14 protein-coding genes are annotated in these 14,903 nt (G+C 67.0%); 3 read left to right on the forward strand and 11 right to left on the reverse strand.

Annotation, left to right across the window (positions count from 1 at the left end; translation table 11 throughout):
* Positions 1 to 18 precede the first annotated feature (18 nt).
* Complete coding sequence (locus ACZK5G_RS05925) at positions 19 to 1,032, forward strand: hypothetical protein (RefSeq protein ID WP_478465642.1); 1,014 nt, start codon at positions 19 to 21, stop codon at positions 1,030 to 1,032.
* A 77-nt stretch (positions 1,033 to 1,109) separates the two neighbouring features.
* Positions 1,110 to 2,369: an MFS transporter gene (locus ACZK5G_RS05930; protein ID WP_478465644.1), complete on the forward strand. Its 1,260-nt coding sequence runs from the start codon at positions 1,110 to 1,112 to the stop codon at positions 2,367 to 2,369.
* A gap of 4 nt (positions 2,370 to 2,373) precedes the next feature.
* On the opposite strand, the gene ACZK5G_RS05935 is transcribed toward ACZK5G_RS05930, so the two are convergent.
* On the reverse strand, positions 2,374 to 3,321 hold the full coding sequence (locus tag ACZK5G_RS05935) for a nucleoside hydrolase (RefSeq protein ID WP_478465646.1): 948 nt from the start codon (positions 3,319 to 3,321) through the stop codon (positions 2,374 to 2,376).
* A 151-nt stretch (positions 3,322 to 3,472) separates the two neighbouring features.
* Between ACZK5G_RS05935 and ACZK5G_RS05940 the strand changes: the two genes are divergently transcribed.
* Positions 3,473 to 3,799: a hypothetical protein gene (locus tag ACZK5G_RS05940; protein ID WP_478465648.1), complete on the forward strand. Its 327-nt coding sequence runs from the start codon at positions 3,473 to 3,475 to the stop codon at positions 3,797 to 3,799.
* A gap of 216 nt (positions 3,800 to 4,015) precedes the next feature.
* On the opposite strand, the gene ACZK5G_RS05945 is transcribed toward ACZK5G_RS05940, so the two are convergent.
* From ACZK5G_RS05945 to ACZK5G_RS05990, 10 genes are all read right to left on the reverse strand, one after another.
* Complete coding sequence (locus tag ACZK5G_RS05945; RefSeq protein ID WP_012510388.1) at positions 4,016 to 4,735, reverse strand: GntR family transcriptional regulator; 720 nt, start codon at positions 4,733 to 4,735, stop codon at positions 4,016 to 4,018.
* Between the two features lie 105 nt (positions 4,736 to 4,840).
* Entirely contained in the window at positions 4,841 to 6,208 is a 1,368-nt protein-coding gene (locus ACZK5G_RS05950) for an SLC13 family permease (protein ID WP_032127621.1), read from the reverse strand.
* Between the two features lie 104 nt (positions 6,209 to 6,312).
* Positions 6,313 to 7,233 (reverse strand): malonate decarboxylase subunit epsilon, encoded by a 921-nt coding sequence (gene mdcH, locus ACZK5G_RS05955; RefSeq protein ID WP_478465649.1) that lies wholly within the window; start codon positions 7,231 to 7,233, stop codon positions 6,313 to 6,315.
* A complete protein-coding gene (gene mdcB, locus ACZK5G_RS05960; protein WP_478465651.1) occupies positions 7,230 to 8,087 on the reverse strand; it encodes a triphosphoribosyl-dephospho-CoA synthase MdcB in 858 nt (285 codons plus the stop codon). The genes mdcH and mdcB overlap by 4 nt, the downstream gene beginning before the upstream one ends.
* On the reverse strand, positions 8,084 to 8,725 hold the full coding sequence (gene mdcG / locus ACZK5G_RS05965) for a malonate decarboxylase holo-[acyl-carrier-protein] synthase (protein ID WP_478465652.1): 642 nt from the start codon (positions 8,723 to 8,725) through the stop codon (positions 8,084 to 8,086). Before mdcG ends, mdcB begins: the two co-directional genes overlap by 4 nt.
* Positions 8,718 to 9,422, reverse strand: coding sequence for a biotin-independent malonate decarboxylase subunit gamma (gene mdcE / locus ACZK5G_RS05970; protein ID WP_478466489.1), 705 nt, complete (start codon positions 9,420 to 9,422; stop codon positions 8,718 to 8,720). Before mdcE ends, mdcG begins: the two co-directional genes overlap by 8 nt.
* A gap of 2 nt (positions 9,423 to 9,424) precedes the next feature.
* Positions 9,425 to 10,333 carry a biotin-independent malonate decarboxylase subunit beta gene (locus ACZK5G_RS05975; RefSeq protein WP_478465653.1) on the reverse strand — a complete coding sequence of 303 codons (909 nt, stop codon included), beginning with the start codon at positions 10,331 to 10,333 and terminating at the stop codon, positions 9,425 to 9,427.
* Positions 10,330 to 10,650 (reverse strand): malonate decarboxylase acyl carrier protein, encoded by a 321-nt coding sequence (gene mdcC / locus ACZK5G_RS05980; RefSeq protein ID WP_049398883.1) that lies wholly within the window; start codon positions 10,648 to 10,650, stop codon positions 10,330 to 10,332. The genes ACZK5G_RS05975 and mdcC overlap by 4 nt, the downstream gene beginning before the upstream one ends.
* A 10-nt stretch (positions 10,651 to 10,660) precedes the next feature.
* Complete coding sequence (mdcA, locus tag ACZK5G_RS05985; RefSeq protein ID WP_478465655.1) at positions 10,661 to 12,304, reverse strand: malonate decarboxylase subunit alpha; 1,644 nt, start codon at positions 12,302 to 12,304, stop codon at positions 10,661 to 10,663.
* A 222-nt stretch (positions 12,305 to 12,526) separates the two neighbouring features.
* Entirely contained in the window at positions 12,527 to 14,734 is a 2,208-nt protein-coding gene (locus tag ACZK5G_RS05990) for a TonB-dependent siderophore receptor (protein WP_478465656.1), read from the reverse strand.
* Positions 14,735 to 14,903: the final 169 nt, after the last annotated feature.

A 14,903-nucleotide genomic window follows, 5' to 3' on the forward strand; every position in this document is an offset into this window, starting at 1 on the left:
GGAATCAGGGAGCACACAATGCAGGGAATGCCTCATCCAATCGGAGGTCCACGCCGTGTCGCGCTGTTGGCAGGTGCACTGCTGCTGGCGGCCTGCCAGCGCACACCAGACGTACCGGCCGACGCGCCCGCTGCTGACACGCCACTTGCCGCGCCGATCACAACAACAGACATCTCGCCTCTGCTCGATGCCCTGCTGACCTGTGCGCTGGACGGTTGGTACATCGATCAGCAGACCGAGCGTCCGGCACATCCCTGGCTGGCCACGAATGCGCCGAAGCCCTGCAAGGTGGACGAAGAGAGCGAGATCGCCACGTTCTGCGTACAGGGGCAGTGGAAGGGACTGCCGGTGGAGGAGGTGATCCTGCCGACGATGACCTTCGTCTCGTTCCGTGGCGTGAAGATCGGCCTGCCGCTGGAGAAGGCACGTCCCATCGTCCGCCAGCGCTTCGGGCAGGAATTTCCGGGCGGCGCGTCTTACGAGCAGGGCCGCGAACCGAAGCTGATGGCCGATCCTGAAGATGCGCAGCGTTCGTGGCTGCTGTGCAGCACCCCGGAACTGGGCCACGACGTGGACAGCGAGGGGAGCATCAGCTATTCCGGCATGAACCTGCCCTACGACCACGACGGTTGCAGCTACCGTTACAGCCCGGTCGACTTCTGCGATGCGCGGCACCGGGCCGCCATTGAAGAAGCTCTCCAGCATCAGAAGCCCAATTTCAACCAGCACTATCTGCTGGTACAGGTCGATGATCGTCCCGAGTACTTCCAGCGCACGCTGGTGCTGGTCGACACCCGCACCGGACGCGCCACGCCATTGCCGATCGATGCCTTCACCGGCCCGGCAGGGAAGGGCGGAGACGCCACCGGCTACGGGACCCTGGAAACGGGTGTGGACCAGCAACAGTTCTGCCTTGATGGTGCGTTGCTGGTCTACCGCGTTTTCGAGGAAGGACGCTTCTGCTTCGGCTTTGACGGTGAGCGATTCACCGGCCATGAAACCCAGTACATGCAGGCGACGGACGGCCGATGACCGGTATTTCACCCCGGCCGTGACATCCTCCCCGAACCTGCGCAACCGGGATCGAGGCTGTTGAAGGCGAACACGCAATGACTGCCGCGCGGCAGCGCTCGATGTGGGTGGCCGGCCTGTCCACGGTGGTGGAGTGGTACGACTTCACCTTGTATCTGTACTTCGCCACGGTGCTGTCGCGGGTGTTCTTCGGCGGCGGCAAGCAGGCGATGCTGGTGACCCTGGCCGGGTTCGCGGTGTCCTACTTGATGCGTCCATTGGGTGCGCTGTGCTTCGGCCACCTGGGTGACCGGCTGGGCCGGCGCTGGATGCTGCTGGCATCGATGGCCTTGATGGCGGCGGCGATGCTGGCCACTGCGCTGCTGCCGACAGCGGCCACGGCGGGCACTACGGCGGGCGTGCTGCTGTTGGTACTGCGGTGCGTGATGGCGTTTTCGGTAGGTGGTGAGTACACCGGTGTGGTGGCGTATCTACTGGAAAGCGCGCCGGTGCGGCGACGTGGCCTGGTGACCTCGCTGGCATCGGCGGCCAGTGAAGTGGGCGCGCTACTGGCGGTAGCGATCTCCGCGCTGACCGTGGCGCTGTTGCCCACCGCGCAGCTGGACAGCTGGGGCTGGCGCATTCCGTTCTTCTTCGGTGCCGCGCTGGCACTGGTGATCCTGGTTGCGCGCTCGGGCATGCACGAGTCGCCGGAGTTCGAACGCCAGCGTCGCGAGGGCAGTATTCCGGCTACGCCGCTTCGCCACGTATTGCGTAACCACCCGCTGGCGGTAGCGCGCACGTTTGCGATCTCGGCGCTGGGCTCGATCACTTATTACGTCGGCATCACCTATGTGCCGGCATTCCTGCATGCGCAGGGTCATGACGAAGGCGATGCACTGTGGCTGTCGACGATTGCGGCAGTGGCGGTCATTGCGATCACGCCGCTGTGCGGCGCATTGTCCGACCGCGTCGGACGACGGCCGATGCTGTTGGGCCTGACCGTGCTGGCAGCGCTGCTGCCGTTGTCCTTGTTCGCGTGGATGGCGGAGGCGACGGCGCTGGGCATCGCGCTGGCGGCGGTGCTGCTGGCCTGCGTGGCCGGTGGCGTGAGCGCGGTGGCAGCCCCGGCCACGGCCGAGCAGTTCCCCGGCGAAGGCCGGGTCAGCGGGCTGGCACTGGGGGTGACCATGGCCACCGCCTTCTTCGGCGGCGCAACACCCTGGCTGGCGCAATGGTGGGTGGAACGCAGCGGCTGGGCAGCGGCGCCGGGCGCGATGATCGCGCTGGTGGCGGTGCTGGTGCTGCCGGTGCTGTGGACCCTGCCCGAGACGGTCCCGGGCAGGGCCAAGCGCTAGCGGGTCAGACCTTCAGGGTCTGCTCGATGTCGGCCAGTACGGCGGCCGCATCCACGCCGATGGCAATCGACTGCACCACGTGGCCATCCCACACGCTGGGACCGAACGCCAGGCCTTCCGGCTTGGGAATGGTCATGCCGCGGGCGACACCGTCGGTGGCCACGCGCACGCTGGCGCGCTCGAACTGGAACAGCTCCGGGCGGGTCAGCGCGATGCACGCGCAGCAGTCGTGCACGACCATGCCCTTGTGGCCGGCCTGCAGGTAGAAGTCCACGTAGTCCTGCGACAGCGCACGGACCAGCTCGGCGTCGGCACCGCCGATGGCAGCCAGCGTGTCCAGGCCGTCACGGTCCATTTCCACGCGGGTGGTCACGTCCAGACCGATCGCAGTAACCGGCCAGCTGGCGGTGAACACCACGTCGGCGGCTTCGGCATCGCCCCAGATGTTGGCCTCGGCGGCCGGGGTGATGTTGCCGTTGACGTGGAAAGCGCCACCCATGATCACCACGCCGCGCACCAGGCCGGCGATGTCCGGGGCCTGCTGCAGGGCCAGGGCCAGGTTGGTCATGCGGCCGACCGCGACCAGGGTCACCTCGCCCGGATGGGCGCGGACCAGATCGATGATCAGCTGGGCCGCCGGGCGCGCGTCGACGGCCACGTCCAGGCTCGCCGGCACCGGGTGGTTGCCCAGGCCGTTGTGGCCATGGATGTGCACCGGCCAGGCTTCCGGGGTAGCTTCGGGCTGCAGCGGGCCGCCGGCACCGCGCGCGACCGGGGCGGCAAAGCCCCAGGCCTGCTTCAGGTACAGCGCGTTGTGCGTGGTCGACTCCACCGAGGCATTGCCGAAGGTGGTGGTGACGCCGATCAGGTCGATCTGGGCGTGCTTGTGCAGGTACAGCAGGGCCAGGGCGTCGTCGACGCCCGGGTCGGTATCGAAAATGACTTTCAGCATGTTGTTGTTCTTCTTCTTCCGTGTGGTGCGGGGGGCGCCGGCGGCCACGGGGCAGGCCGGCGCGCCCTACATTGTCCCATCTTCATGACAGGCAGGGCCATTGCCGGGGTGGCAGGCCATAATGCCCCCAGTCCAGGCACGGAGTCGCCGAATGCTGATCGTTGCCCTTCTGCTGGTCCTGCTGGTGCTGGGCCTGAACGTGGTGGCTACCGTGGTGATCGTCAGGCGTGATGGCCTGTCGGTGGGCGGCCGGACGGTGCAGTTGCTGCTGGTCTGGCTGCTGCCGCTGGTCGGTGCGATCCTGTGCATGGCAGTGGCCACGGCCGATGGCTCGGGAAGCCGGGGGGATGGCGGCGCAAGCTACGACAGCTCAGGTGGTTATTCCGGTGACAACCACAGCCATCACAGCCACAGCAGCTCCGACTGCAGCAGTGATGGTGGTGGGGGTGACGGCGGCAGCTGCGGTGGCGGCGATTGATGAGACGTCCCAGGGTGCCGGCCAAGGTCACGTCTTGGTAGTGCCGGCCGCTGGCCGGCAACCCCAACAGCTCAGCCGCAGCAGCTCCGACTGCAGCAGTGATGGTGGTGGGGGTGACGGCGGCAGCTGCGGTGGCGGCGATTGATGAGACGTCCCGGGGTGCCGGCCAAGGTCACGTCCCGGTAGTGCCGGCCGCTGGCCGGCAACCTCAACAGCTCAGCCGCCGCCTTCGGTCGGCAACGGCGCCGGCACGTTCAACAGCCCGCCCGCCGCCACATAGGCGGCCAGTGCCTGGCCCTGGCTCAGCAGATGGCGTTCCATGGTGCGTTCGGCAGCCTGCGCGTCGCGGCGGCGGAAGCATTCCATCAGCTCGCGGTGTTCGGCCAGCGACTGCGCGGTGCGACCCGGGGTCAGCAGCTGACGGCCACGATGCATCTTCAGGATGCGGTGCAGGTCGTGGGTGATGCGGATCAGCCAGGGGTTGCCCGCGTAATGCTGCACGGTTTCGTGGATCAGGTAGTTGTTGCGGTAGTACTCGGCGATGTTGCCCTCTGCCGCAGCCGCTTCCATCGCTGCATGCAGGTCTTCGAGCTGCTGCACGCCGGCATCGTCGATGTGCTTCACCGCCTCATGCGCGCAGCGGCCTTCCAGCATCGCCATCACCGGGAACAGCTGGTTGAGGTCTTCCAGCGTCAGTCGCGTGACCCGGCTGCCACGACCCGCATCGATCTGCACCAGGCCTTCGGCGGCCAGCAGCTTCAGCGCCTCGCGCAGCGGTGTGCGGCTGATGCCCAGTTCCTCGCACAGCGCGGGCTCGTCGATCCATTCTCCCGGCGGCAGCCGGTAATCGTAGATGCGCTCGCGCACGTGTTCGGCCACCTCTTCGTACAGAGGCGCGCGCTTCTTCGGTGACCGCGGGGCAGGGGCAATAGCCATGGAGGAAGTGTACCGCCAGGTAGTGCCGGCCGCTGGCCGGCAACCCATGATCGCTGGATGGCTTCATGAGATTGCCGGCCAGCGGTCGGCACTACCGTTGGGTGATTACATCCAGCCCGGCACCACGAACACCAGCCAGGCCAGCAGCGGCCCCAGGGCCACCACCAGTCCGCTGTAGACCAGGAAGCGGCGGAACAGGGTCTCGCGCTCTTCCTTCGCTGCCGAGGCCACCACCAGTGCGCCATTGGTCGAGAACGGGCTGACATCGACAATGGTGGATGACACCGCCAGCGCGCAGATCACGCCGGCGGCGCTGAGGTGGCCCTGCATCAGGAACGGCACCGCCAATGGGATCGTCGCGCCGAGTACCGCTGCCGACGAAGCGAATGCGGAGACGATGCCGCCGACGTAGCAGACCAGCAGCGCACCGAGCAGCGGGATGCCGATGTCGGACACACCGTTGCCGATGAAGTCCACCGCGCCGGCATGTTCCAGCACGCCGATGTAGGTCACCACGCCGCAGATCAGCAGCACGGTGGACCAGCTGATGCCATCGACCGCACCCTTCTGGCTCTGCGGGGACAACAGCGCCAGCGCCACCGCCACGGTGATCGAGACCAGGCCGACGTTGAGGTTGTAGATCAGCGCGGCCACGCCCAGGCCGAGCAGGCCGATCAGGGTGAACAACCGCTCGCGGGTCAGGTTCACCGCATCCAGTGCCACCGGATCATTGCTGAGCGTGCCGCCGCCTGCCGCGACCAGCGCGCCATGACCTTCGATCGCGAACTGTCGCGACGACGCCTGCGGGCCACCGGCCATCGCCAGCTCGGCATTGCCGAGTGTTCCTGCTGCGGTGATCGAGCCACGGCGCAGCAGGGCGATGCCACCAAAGGCGAAGAAGCAGATCGTCGCCATCATGAAGTTGAAGCCCAGACTGGTCAGGAACACCGCCATCTCGGTCACTTCCAGCCCGGCTTTCTGCACCACGCCATTGGTGATGCTGCCGTACACGCTGATCGGCGAGAAGCCGCCCGCCTGCGCACCATGGATGACCAGCAGGCCCATCATCAGTGGATTGATGTTGTACTGCTTGGCAAAGCGCAGCGCGACCGGGCCGATGATCGCGACCGCCGCCGGGCCCAGTGCACCGAACGCAGTGAGGACCGCGGTGATCACGAACATCACCCAGGGAATGGCCACGATATGGCCGCGCACGGCTTTCACTGCCCAGTGCACCAGCAGGTCGATGGTGCCGTTCTTCTGCGCGATGGCGAACAGATAGGTGATGCCGACCAGGGTCAGGAACAGATCGCCGGGGAAGCCGGCCAGCACCTCTTTGCCGCCCATGTCGACCCACAGTCCGCCGATGATGAAGGCCAGCGCGAAGGCGACGGCACCCATGTTGATCGGCATCGCGGTGGCGACGATGAACATGATCACCAGACCGATGATCGTTGCGATTTGTGGACTCATGCGCCCTCCCAGACACGTGACTCACGTACAGCGCGGATGGAGACCCGCCATCCCGGGGTAAGGCGACGTACTGCGTGTTGCGTTATACGTACTGCTCGAACCCGTTACTGCAGCCGCTCCAGCGCGCTGCGGACCCAGGCCGCGGCGCCTTCAAGGCTCTGGAACTCTTCCACCGCGCGCACCTCGCAGCACGGATAGGCCGGCGCGACCATGCGCGCCAATGCGTTGCCCGGGCCCAGCTGCAGGAATACCCGCGCGCCACGCTCGAAGGCCTGGCGCATCACCTGCGTCCATTCGATGGTCTGCGCGAGCTGCGCCGACAGCGTGTGGACTGCCGTTGCGCGATCCCGCACCGGTCGCGCATCGATGCCGGCCAGCAGCGGCAGGCGTGGGGCCTGCAGTGGCGAGGCGTCGAGTGCGGCAGCGAACGGTGCGACCGCCGCTGCCAGCAACGGTGTGTGTGCAGGTACGTGCACCGGCAGTGGACGGATGTCCGCACCCTGCGGCCGCGCGGCATCGGCCAGCCGCTGCAATGAGGCGTGCGTGCCGCCCACGATGAAATGGTCCTGCCCGTTGGCGATGGCCACGTGCGCTCCGTGCAGATCGCACAGCGGCTGCAGTACATGGCGTTCCAGGCCAAGCACTGCCTGCAGGCCTGCATCGGCGGGGCTGGCACTGTCCATCAACAGCGCGCGCTGCGCAGCCAGGGCAAGGCAGGTGGCCGCATCGACGCTGCCGGCGATGGCATGTGCGGCCAGCTCGCCGATGCTGTAACCCGCGATCACCGTCGGCGTTGGCAATATCTCGCGAAGGCCCTGCCAATGCGCCAGGCTTGCTGCGCACAGCAGTGGTTGCGCCCGCACATTGTCGAAGCGATCGTCGGCCGCCGCAGCGGCGAATGCATCGCGGCCGAGCAGTTCGCTCGTGGCATCGAGCACCGGCCGCGCGGCAGCCAGATCGCGCACGCGATCGAACATCGCCGCGTGCTGCGCGCCTTGGCCAGGGCAGAGCAGGGCCAGGCTCATGCCTGCTCCTGCTGCAGCAGGAACACGCTGCAGGCCAACAGGTCTGCGCTGCCGCCCGGGCTCAGCCGACGCGCGACGAAGGCGTCACCGATGCGACGCAGATGTACCTGCCAGTCCGGCGCGAAGGTGCCACCGGCGTCCAGGAAGGTGCGTGCCTGCCGCTGGGCCCAGCGCAGGCCGTCGGCGCCGCCGCGGTGCAGCAGGTTGAGGTCATCCAAGCACGCGATCAGCTGCATCAGGGTCTGGCACATCGCGGCCTCGCGTGGCAGGCCGCTGGCCAGTGCGTGGCGCAGGGCAGGCAGTGCCACTTCGCGCAGCAGCGGGTAGCCGGCGGCCGCTTGTTCGCGCACACCTTGCACGCCGTGCCGTGCACGCGCGCGCTGGCCAGGGCTGTTCGCATCCAGAGGCGCGTCGGCGAGCTCGGGCGCCCAACGGCGCACTTCCTGGCAGACCTGCTCGGCTGCGGCGACACGGCCCGTGCGGCCCCAGCAGGCAGCGGATGCGGCCACCAGCAGGCCAAGGCTGAAGATCGCGCCGCGATGGGTGTTGATGCCCGCAGTGGCGTGCAGCATCGATATCTCGGCCGCGATGCCATGCTGGCGCAGCGTCTGGAACGGCGCCGCGCTGGCACCGGCGTCGGCCACGGCGATGAAATAGTGGCGCAACGCGAACAGGCTGCGCAGGAAGGTGCCGGCATCCATGTCGTGGTGGCTGCCGCGATCGAACGGTGTAACCAGTCCCGGTTTGGGGGCAAGGGCCAGTTCGGCGTGCAGGCTGGCGATGGCAAGGCGCCCCAGGCGCGCGCTGTCCACCGCCGGGGTGGACCGGGCGACGCGCTTCACGACGGCGTTCATGCGACAACTCCAGTGGCGTTGAACAAGGCCTCGCGCAGTTCCAGAGCGGCACCATCAATGCGTTTGACCAGTACTTCGCGGCTGCGACCGGCGTATTCGCGCCAGTTCACCGCGCCACCATCCACCAGGCACAGTTCGCCATCCACGCGATGCCCATAGGCGCTTTCCCAGTGCTGCAGGCGTTCGACCAGCAGGCCGGCCTGGCGCGCGTCATCCACCTGCCACAGCAGGTCGATGTCCGAGCGCGGGTGCACATAGGGCAGTCCGGTGAGGTGCTGCCATGCGAAGGCGCCGAATACGCGGGCTGGTGCAAGCCGCAGCATTGCCTGCAACGCCGCCTGCCAATCCGCCGGAACGCCGCCGGCGAGAACGTGATCCAAGGCAGGGGGAGGCTGCAGCTGCTGGACGTCCTGCAGGGCCACGCGCAGCGCCAGCCGTTGCTTGCCTTCGCTTGGCGGTAGCGGTACCCCCAGGCGCAGCCGAGGGTCGGGGTCGTCCGCCGCACAGCGCGCCACCATGGCCGGCAGGCCCTGCGCGAACCACGCTGCCAGGCGTGGTTCCTGTGCAGTCACGTCAGCCCGCCAGTCGGCATCGGCCGACAGCCAGGCCAGCGTGTGGCGGGCGGGCCGCTCAGGCATCGCCGTGGGCCACCGCAGATGAAACCCCTGCCGCCAGGGCACGACCGCCGCGATGTGCGCCGCGTGCGGCACGCAGGTCGCCTTCGGCGGGCGTGCGCAGCGCCTGCAGCAGGTGCTGGGCAAGATCGCCCTCCCACAGCGATTCCACCGCACCCATCGCCACGTAGTTCTCCACGCCCGGCGCGAACACCGGCGAGCTCTGGCTGAGTGCCTGCAGTTTCTCCAGCGGTTGCTTGGTCACCCGCGCCATCGCGCGCAGGTCCATCACCCGCACCTGTGCATCGGGCAGGGCGTGGATGTGGTCGGCCATCAGGCCGAACGACAGAAAGCCGCCGCTGACCGACTCGCCATAGACCAGGGTCACCAGCCGCGCACCGCGTCGGCGTGCCAGATCCAGCGTCTGCGCCAAGTGAGCGAAACAGCCGTTGATGCCAAGCAGTTCGTCACGCCGCGCCAGGCGCTGGCCAGCGGTGTCCACCAGCATCACGATCGGTCGCTGTGGAAGCGCGGCGGTGCTGGCAAGCACGGTTTCGGCCAGTGCCAATGCGTGGTCCACGCCGACTTCGAGTTTGTCGGCGGTACCGATCACGGTCACCTCGCCATCCTCGGTGGTGGCGCTGCCGGTCAGCACCGAATCGTTCACGGCAATAGCATGCCCATGCGGGAACAGCGCATCGAGCAGGGTCTGCAGCGGCATGCTCATGGCAGGCTCCGGTCGGCGGTGGCGATGAGGAACGCATCGGTGTCGAGCAGCGGCAGTCGCTCGGGGGCAGTGATACCCAGTCGCGCCCAGATCTCCAGGCCATCGCGGCAATCGCCCCAGGCCTGCACGCGCGCCTTCAGTGCCGCATGGCGTTCCTGCAGCGCGGCCAGTGCAGTATCTGGATCGGTGCTGCTGGTATCGGGCTGCAGCGCATTGCTGGCAGCCTGCGCGAACGCCTCGATGGCATCCGGCACCAGCACCTGTGCCTGGTCGATCAGGTAGCGGTGCTTGCCTCCCGTTACGCGCCAGACCAGCGCGCGATCGCGGGAATCGAACTCTTCCACACCACGCACGGTCTCGATTACTTCCGGCCCGGACAGTGACAGCCGGCCTTCCTCGGACATGACTACCGTGCTGCAGCAGCGGGCGACGATGCCCATGCCACCGAATGCGCCGTTGCCGCTGCCGATCAGCGCGACCACGGGGACGCCTGCAGCGCGCGCATCCAGCGTGGCGCGCATGATCTCGGAAATGGCGATGAGCCCTGCATTGGCTTCGTGCAGGCGCACGCCACCGGTATCGAGCAGCAGCAGCACACCGTCAGGTCGGGTTTCCGCTGCACGGTACAGCAGCCCGGTCAACTTGGCGCCGTGCACCTCGCCCACGCCGCCGCCCATGAATTCACCCTGTTGTGCGGCCAGCAGCACGCGTCGGCCGCGCAGTGTGGCTTCGCCGACGACGATGCCGTCGTCGAACGCCGCGGGCTGGTCGAGCTGTGCCAGGTGCGGGCTCATCATCCGCCGCGCCGGGCCGAGGAACTCACGGAACGAGCCGGCGTCGAGCAGCCCGGCGATGCGCTCGCGTGCATCGGCTTCGTAGTAACTGTGGCGCTGCTTCCGGCTCATCGTGGATCTCCAGCAAGCAGGGTTTCCACTGCCTGGTCCAGGCGCAGGCTGACCACCGCCGGGGTCGCACCGGCATCGTTGATCGAGACGCGTACATCGCGCAGTGGATGGCGCTGTGCGAAATCACCGATCACCGCCTCCCAGACGCGGCCAAAGCCCTGCGCGGCGGTGATGATGCGCACCGTCATCGCGCCGTCCAGTGCGGCCGGTTCCAGCAGGATTTCCAGGTTGCCCGAGGCCAGTACGCCGACCAGCACTGCATCGCGCGGAAACTGCACCGCCGTGTGTCCTTCGAATCGATAGTCGAGGGTTTCCATGCTCAGCCCCTTACCAGTTGCGGAATCGCTTGGGCGGGTCGTACAGGCCGCCGGACCAGCGCACCAGGTCCTTCACCGAACGCGCCGCAAGCAGGTCACGGCTGGCATGGCGCACGGAGATGCCGAGGTCATCGGGACGGCGGATCACGCCGCGGTCGCGCAGGTTCTCCACCATCGCGCGGTCGCGCCCCATGCCCACGGCGGTATAGCCGGACACGCCGCGGATCGCTTGTTCGCGTTCCTCAGGAGTGCGGCACAGCAGCAGGTTGGCGATGCCTTCCTCGGTCAGCACATGGCTGACGTCGTCGCCATAGATCATCACCGGTGGCAGCGGCATGTCCGCGCGCTCGGCCAGCTCCCAGGCGTCCAGCCGATCGACGAAGGCCGGTGCCATGTGTTCGCGGAAGGTTTCCACCATCTGCACCACCAGCTTGCGGCCACGCGGCATCTCACCGGGGCGTGCGGCCTGCTGGCCGGCCTTGATCCAGGCCTCGCTGGCATGGCGGCGGCCACGTGCATCGGAGCCCATGTTCGGTGCGCCACCGAAGCCGGCGATGCGGTCGCGGGTGGCAGTGGAGCTGTTGCCCTGCAGGTCGATCTGCAATGTCGAACCGATGAACATGTCGCAGGCATACAGGCCGGCGGTCTGCGAGAGCGCGCGGTTGGAGCGCATCGAGCCGTCGGCACCGGTGAAGAACACATCGCTGCGTGCGGCGATGTACTTCTCCATGCCCAGTTCGGAACCGAACGAATGCACCGATTTGACGAAGCCCGATTCGATCGCCGGAATCAGTGCGGGGTGTGGATTGAGCGCCCAGTGCTGGCAGATCTTTCCCTTCAGCCCGAGCGATTCGGCGTAGGTCGGCAGCAGCAGCTCGATGGCCGCGGTGTCGAAGCCGATGCCATGGTTGAGGCGGTTCACGCCGTACTCGGCGTAGATGCCCTTGATCGCCATCATCGCCATCAGCACCTGGATCTCGGAGATCTGCGCCGGGTCGCGGGTGAACAGCGGCTCGATGTGGTTCGGCTTCGGCGCCTGCACCACGAAGTTGACCCAGTCAGCAGGGATGTCGACGCGGGGGAGGGTGTCGACGATCTCGTTGACCTGGGCGATGACGATGCCGCCACCGAACGCGGTGGCCTCGACGATGACCGGGGTGTCTTCGGTGTTGGGGCCGGTATAGAGGTTGCCGTGGCGGTCGGCCGCCTGCGCGGCGACCAGCGCTACGCGGGGCGTGAGGTCGATGAAGTAGCGGCCGAACAGTTCCAGGTAGGTGTGGATGGCACCGATCTGGATGCGCCCTTCGGCCACCAGGTTGGCCAGCCGCACCGATTGCGGGCCGGAGAACGAGAAGTCCAGCTTCGAGGCGATGCCACGCTCGAATACATCCAGGTGCGACGGCAGAGACAGCACCGACTGCACCATGTGCAGGTCGTGCACCCGGGCCGGGTCAAGGTCGGCCAGGGCCTGGGCGAGGAAATCGGCCTGTTTCTGGTTGTTGCCCTCCAGGCAGACCTTGTCGCCTGGCTCCAGCAGTGCGTGCAGCAGCTCGCCCACGTCGGTGGCGGCGACCTCACGTCCCCGGGCCCACGGCGCGGCACGTTGCAGGCGGGCCTGGCGGCTGCGTTCCAACGTATCCCAGCTCGGGTTCATCGACCGGCTTCCGATTGGTGTCGACGTAATTACGGCATAATTACAGTCGGGCATGCAACCCGCACTGCAGCAAAAAGAAGGGCCCGCGCGAAGGCGGGCCCATTCAGATTGAAATGGAGGATGACCCGCATCGATCGGGGTAGTGCCGGCCGCTGGCCGGCTCCGCGTCATCGATGCATCGCTTGGAGCCGGCCAGCGGCCGGCACTACCGTTTCTGGTGGCTCAGAACTTCCAGCGCAGGCTGGCCGCCACGAAGCGCGGTTCGCCGTAGTTGTTGTAGTCCAGATTCGCCCAGTAGGTCTTGTCCAGTGCGTTGCGCACGCTCAGCGTTGCCGTCCAGTTGTCGCTGATGCGGTAGTTGGCGTTGAACTGCACCAGCATGTAGGCCGGCTGGTTCACCGTCACCGTGCCGCCCAGCGGGTAGGCGATGTTGTAGCCCTGCACCTTGCTCTGCCACTGCACGCCACCGCCAACGCTCAGGCGTTCCAGCGCACCGCGCAGCTGCAGCTGGGTGTTGAGCTGCAACAGATCCTCCGGCGGGTTGGCGTACAGCAGATCGGTGGCGGCGCGGGTGACCTTGACGTGGGTGTAGCCGGCATTGACCGTCCAGCCCGGCAGGATCTCGCCATTGACGTCCATCTCCCAACCGCGCGCCTTGGTGCCGTTGACGCCGACGTAGGCGGAGGTGCCATCGCTCAGCGAACCCTCCGGCACGCCCATGTCACGCACCGCGTAGTTGTCCTGCTTGGCTTCGAACACGGCGGCATTGGCGGTCAGGCGGCCATCGAACCACTGCGTCTTGATGCCCGCTTCCAGGTTCGAGCCCTGTACTGGCGCCAGCAGGTTCTCGTTGCGGTCCTTGAAGTTCTGCGGGTTGAAGATCTCGGTGTAGCTGGCGTACGCCGAGACGTTCGGCGTGATGTCGTAGACCAGGCCCACGTACGGGGTGACTTCATCACTCACCTTGTATGCACCGCTGGTGCCGGTGTAGGCGCCTGCGGCGTTGTAGGAGCGGCTGAGGGTTTCCCAGCGGCTCAGGCGTGCGCCGGCAATCAGCGACAGCGGATCGGCCAGGCGCAGGCGGGTGGCCAGGTAGATGCCACTCTGCGTGGTCTTGGCCACGCGGCGCGCGCCGGTACGGCGGTAGGTGACCTCGGAGATATCGCCGTTCCAGCTGTACACGTTGGGAATGTAGTAGCAGCGTTCGCGTGCACCCGTGGCGCTGACACACGTTGCCCAGTCGGCCGGGAAGTTCAGTGCCAGGGTATTCGTCGTGCCTTCCAGGTCCGACCACTGGGCCCCCACAGTGAGGTCGTGCTCACGGCCGAACAGGTCGAAGCTTCCTGTCAGGTAGGCATCGACGTTGCGCCGGGTGTCCTTCGAATCACCGGCGGCCGCACGCAGGAAGATGCCCGAGCCGGTCACCGGGTCCGGCTCGCCAGTGCCGTACAGGCGCACATTCTGCACGTTGCCGCGGGTGTAGGCGGTGTTGATCTTCAGCAGCCAGTTGTCGCCGAAGCGCTGTTCCAGGTTGGCGAAGGCAGTGTTGCTCTCGCGCTTCCAGTAGCTCCACTTCGGCGACAGGTTGGTCGAGCGCGGCAGGTGCGCGAAATTGCCCTGGTTGTCGAAGAACGGCACGGTGCCCCAGGTCGAGCCGGTCGGATTGTTGTCCTGGCTCTGGTAACCGAGGGTGATCGTGGTGCTGTCGGTGACGTCGCCTTCCAGCACCGCCATGCCGGCCATCTTGTTCTCGTCGTAGCGGTCGTAATACAGGCCACGATCGGTATAGGCGGCGACCACGCGGCTGCGGAAACGGCCGTCATCGGTCAGCGGCGCGGTCACGTCCGCCTCCATGCGCCGATAGTCCCAGCTGCCGGCGCTGACCGCGAACGAGGCATCGAACTCCTTGCCCGGCCGCTTGCGCAGCAGATTGACGGTGGCCGACGGCACGCCGGCGCCGCTGAGCAGGCCGTTGGCACCGCGGATCACTTCGATGCGGTCGTAGAAGGCGGTGTCGTATTCCTGGTTGGTCGAACCGCTGTAGGTCGGGATGCCGTCGACCTGGAAGTCAGTGATGGCGAAGCCGCGTGCGTAGTACAGCGGGCGCTGGGTGTCATAGAAGGACACGCTGACGCCGGTGACGTTGCGCATCACGTCGTTGATGCTGAACAGCGATTCGTCCTGCAGGCGCTTCAGGCTGATCGCAGTGGCCGACTGCGGGGTTTCCTGCAGTGTGATCGGCAGGCGGGTGGTGCTGGATGGCGGAGCGGACTGCTCGGCACGGACGCTGACCCGGTCCAGGGTCTTGGCGTCGGATGCATCGGCGGCGGCCTCGGCGAACGCCGGAGACGCGACCAGCGCGAGCGAAGAGAGCAGGGCAGCCGGCAGCAGCGCACGGCGGGGCAGGCGGTTACGGAACGTCAGGGACATGGTGGGTTCGAAGCTCGGAGACGGGAAGGGGGCGGCAACAGTCGTCCAGCACCCGGGGCGGCGGCTTCGGGCACATCAGATCCATCTGGGAGGGGCGCGGTCACTGCGCAGGACGCAAATGTAAATAATTCTTAACAACATTACAATTCGCGTCATTGTGCATAGGATT

The organism is Stenotrophomonas sp. 62841_Sma, assembly GCF_056482945.1.

Excerpts from the sequence above, each read along its gene's own strand:
- ACZK5G_RS05925 (WP_478465642.1), top strand. The coding sequence starts at position 19 with ATGCAGGGAATGCCTCATCCAATCGGAGGTCCACGCCGTGTCGCGCTG.
- ACZK5G_RS05930 (WP_478465644.1), top strand. The coding sequence starts at position 1,110 with ATGACTGCCGCGCGGCAGCGCTCGATGTGGGTGGCCGGCCTGTCCACG.
- ACZK5G_RS05935 (WP_478465646.1), bottom strand. The coding sequence starts at position 3,321 with ATGCTGAAAGTCATTTTCGATACCGACCCGGGCGTCGACGACGCCCTG.
- ACZK5G_RS05940 (WP_478465648.1), top strand. The coding sequence starts at position 3,473 with ATGCTGATCGTTGCCCTTCTGCTGGTCCTGCTGGTGCTGGGCCTGAAC.
- ACZK5G_RS05945 (WP_012510388.1), bottom strand. The coding sequence starts at position 4,735 with ATGGCTATTGCCCCTGCCCCGCGGTCACCGAAGAAGCGCGCGCCTCTG.
- ACZK5G_RS05950 (WP_032127621.1), bottom strand. The coding sequence starts at position 6,208 with ATGAGTCCACAAATCGCAACGATCATCGGTCTGGTGATCATGTTCATC.
- mdcH (WP_478465649.1), bottom strand. The coding sequence starts at position 7,233 with ATGAGCCTGGCCCTGCTCTGCCCTGGCCAAGGCGCGCAGCACGCGGCG.
- mdcB (WP_478465651.1), bottom strand. The coding sequence starts at position 8,087 with ATGAACGCCGTCGTGAAGCGCGTCGCCCGGTCCACCCCGGCGGTGGAC.
- mdcG (WP_478465652.1), bottom strand. The coding sequence starts at position 8,725 with ATGCCTGAGCGGCCCGCCCGCCACACGCTGGCCTGGCTGTCGGCCGAT.
- mdcE (WP_478466489.1), bottom strand. The coding sequence starts at position 9,422 with ATGCCGCTGCAGACCCTGCTCGATGCGCTGTTCCCGCATGGGCATGCT.
- ACZK5G_RS05975 (WP_478465653.1), bottom strand. The coding sequence starts at position 10,333 with ATGAGCCGGAAGCAGCGCCACAGTTACTACGAAGCCGATGCACGCGAG.
- mdcC (WP_049398883.1), bottom strand. The coding sequence starts at position 10,650 with ATGGAAACCCTCGACTATCGATTCGAAGGACACACGGCGGTGCAGTTT.
- mdcA (WP_478465655.1), bottom strand. The coding sequence starts at position 12,304 with ATGAACCCGAGCTGGGATACGTTGGAACGCAGCCGCCAGGCCCGCCTG.
- ACZK5G_RS05990 (WP_478465656.1), bottom strand. The coding sequence starts at position 14,734 with ATGTCCCTGACGTTCCGTAACCGCCTGCCCCGCCGTGCGCTGCTGCCG.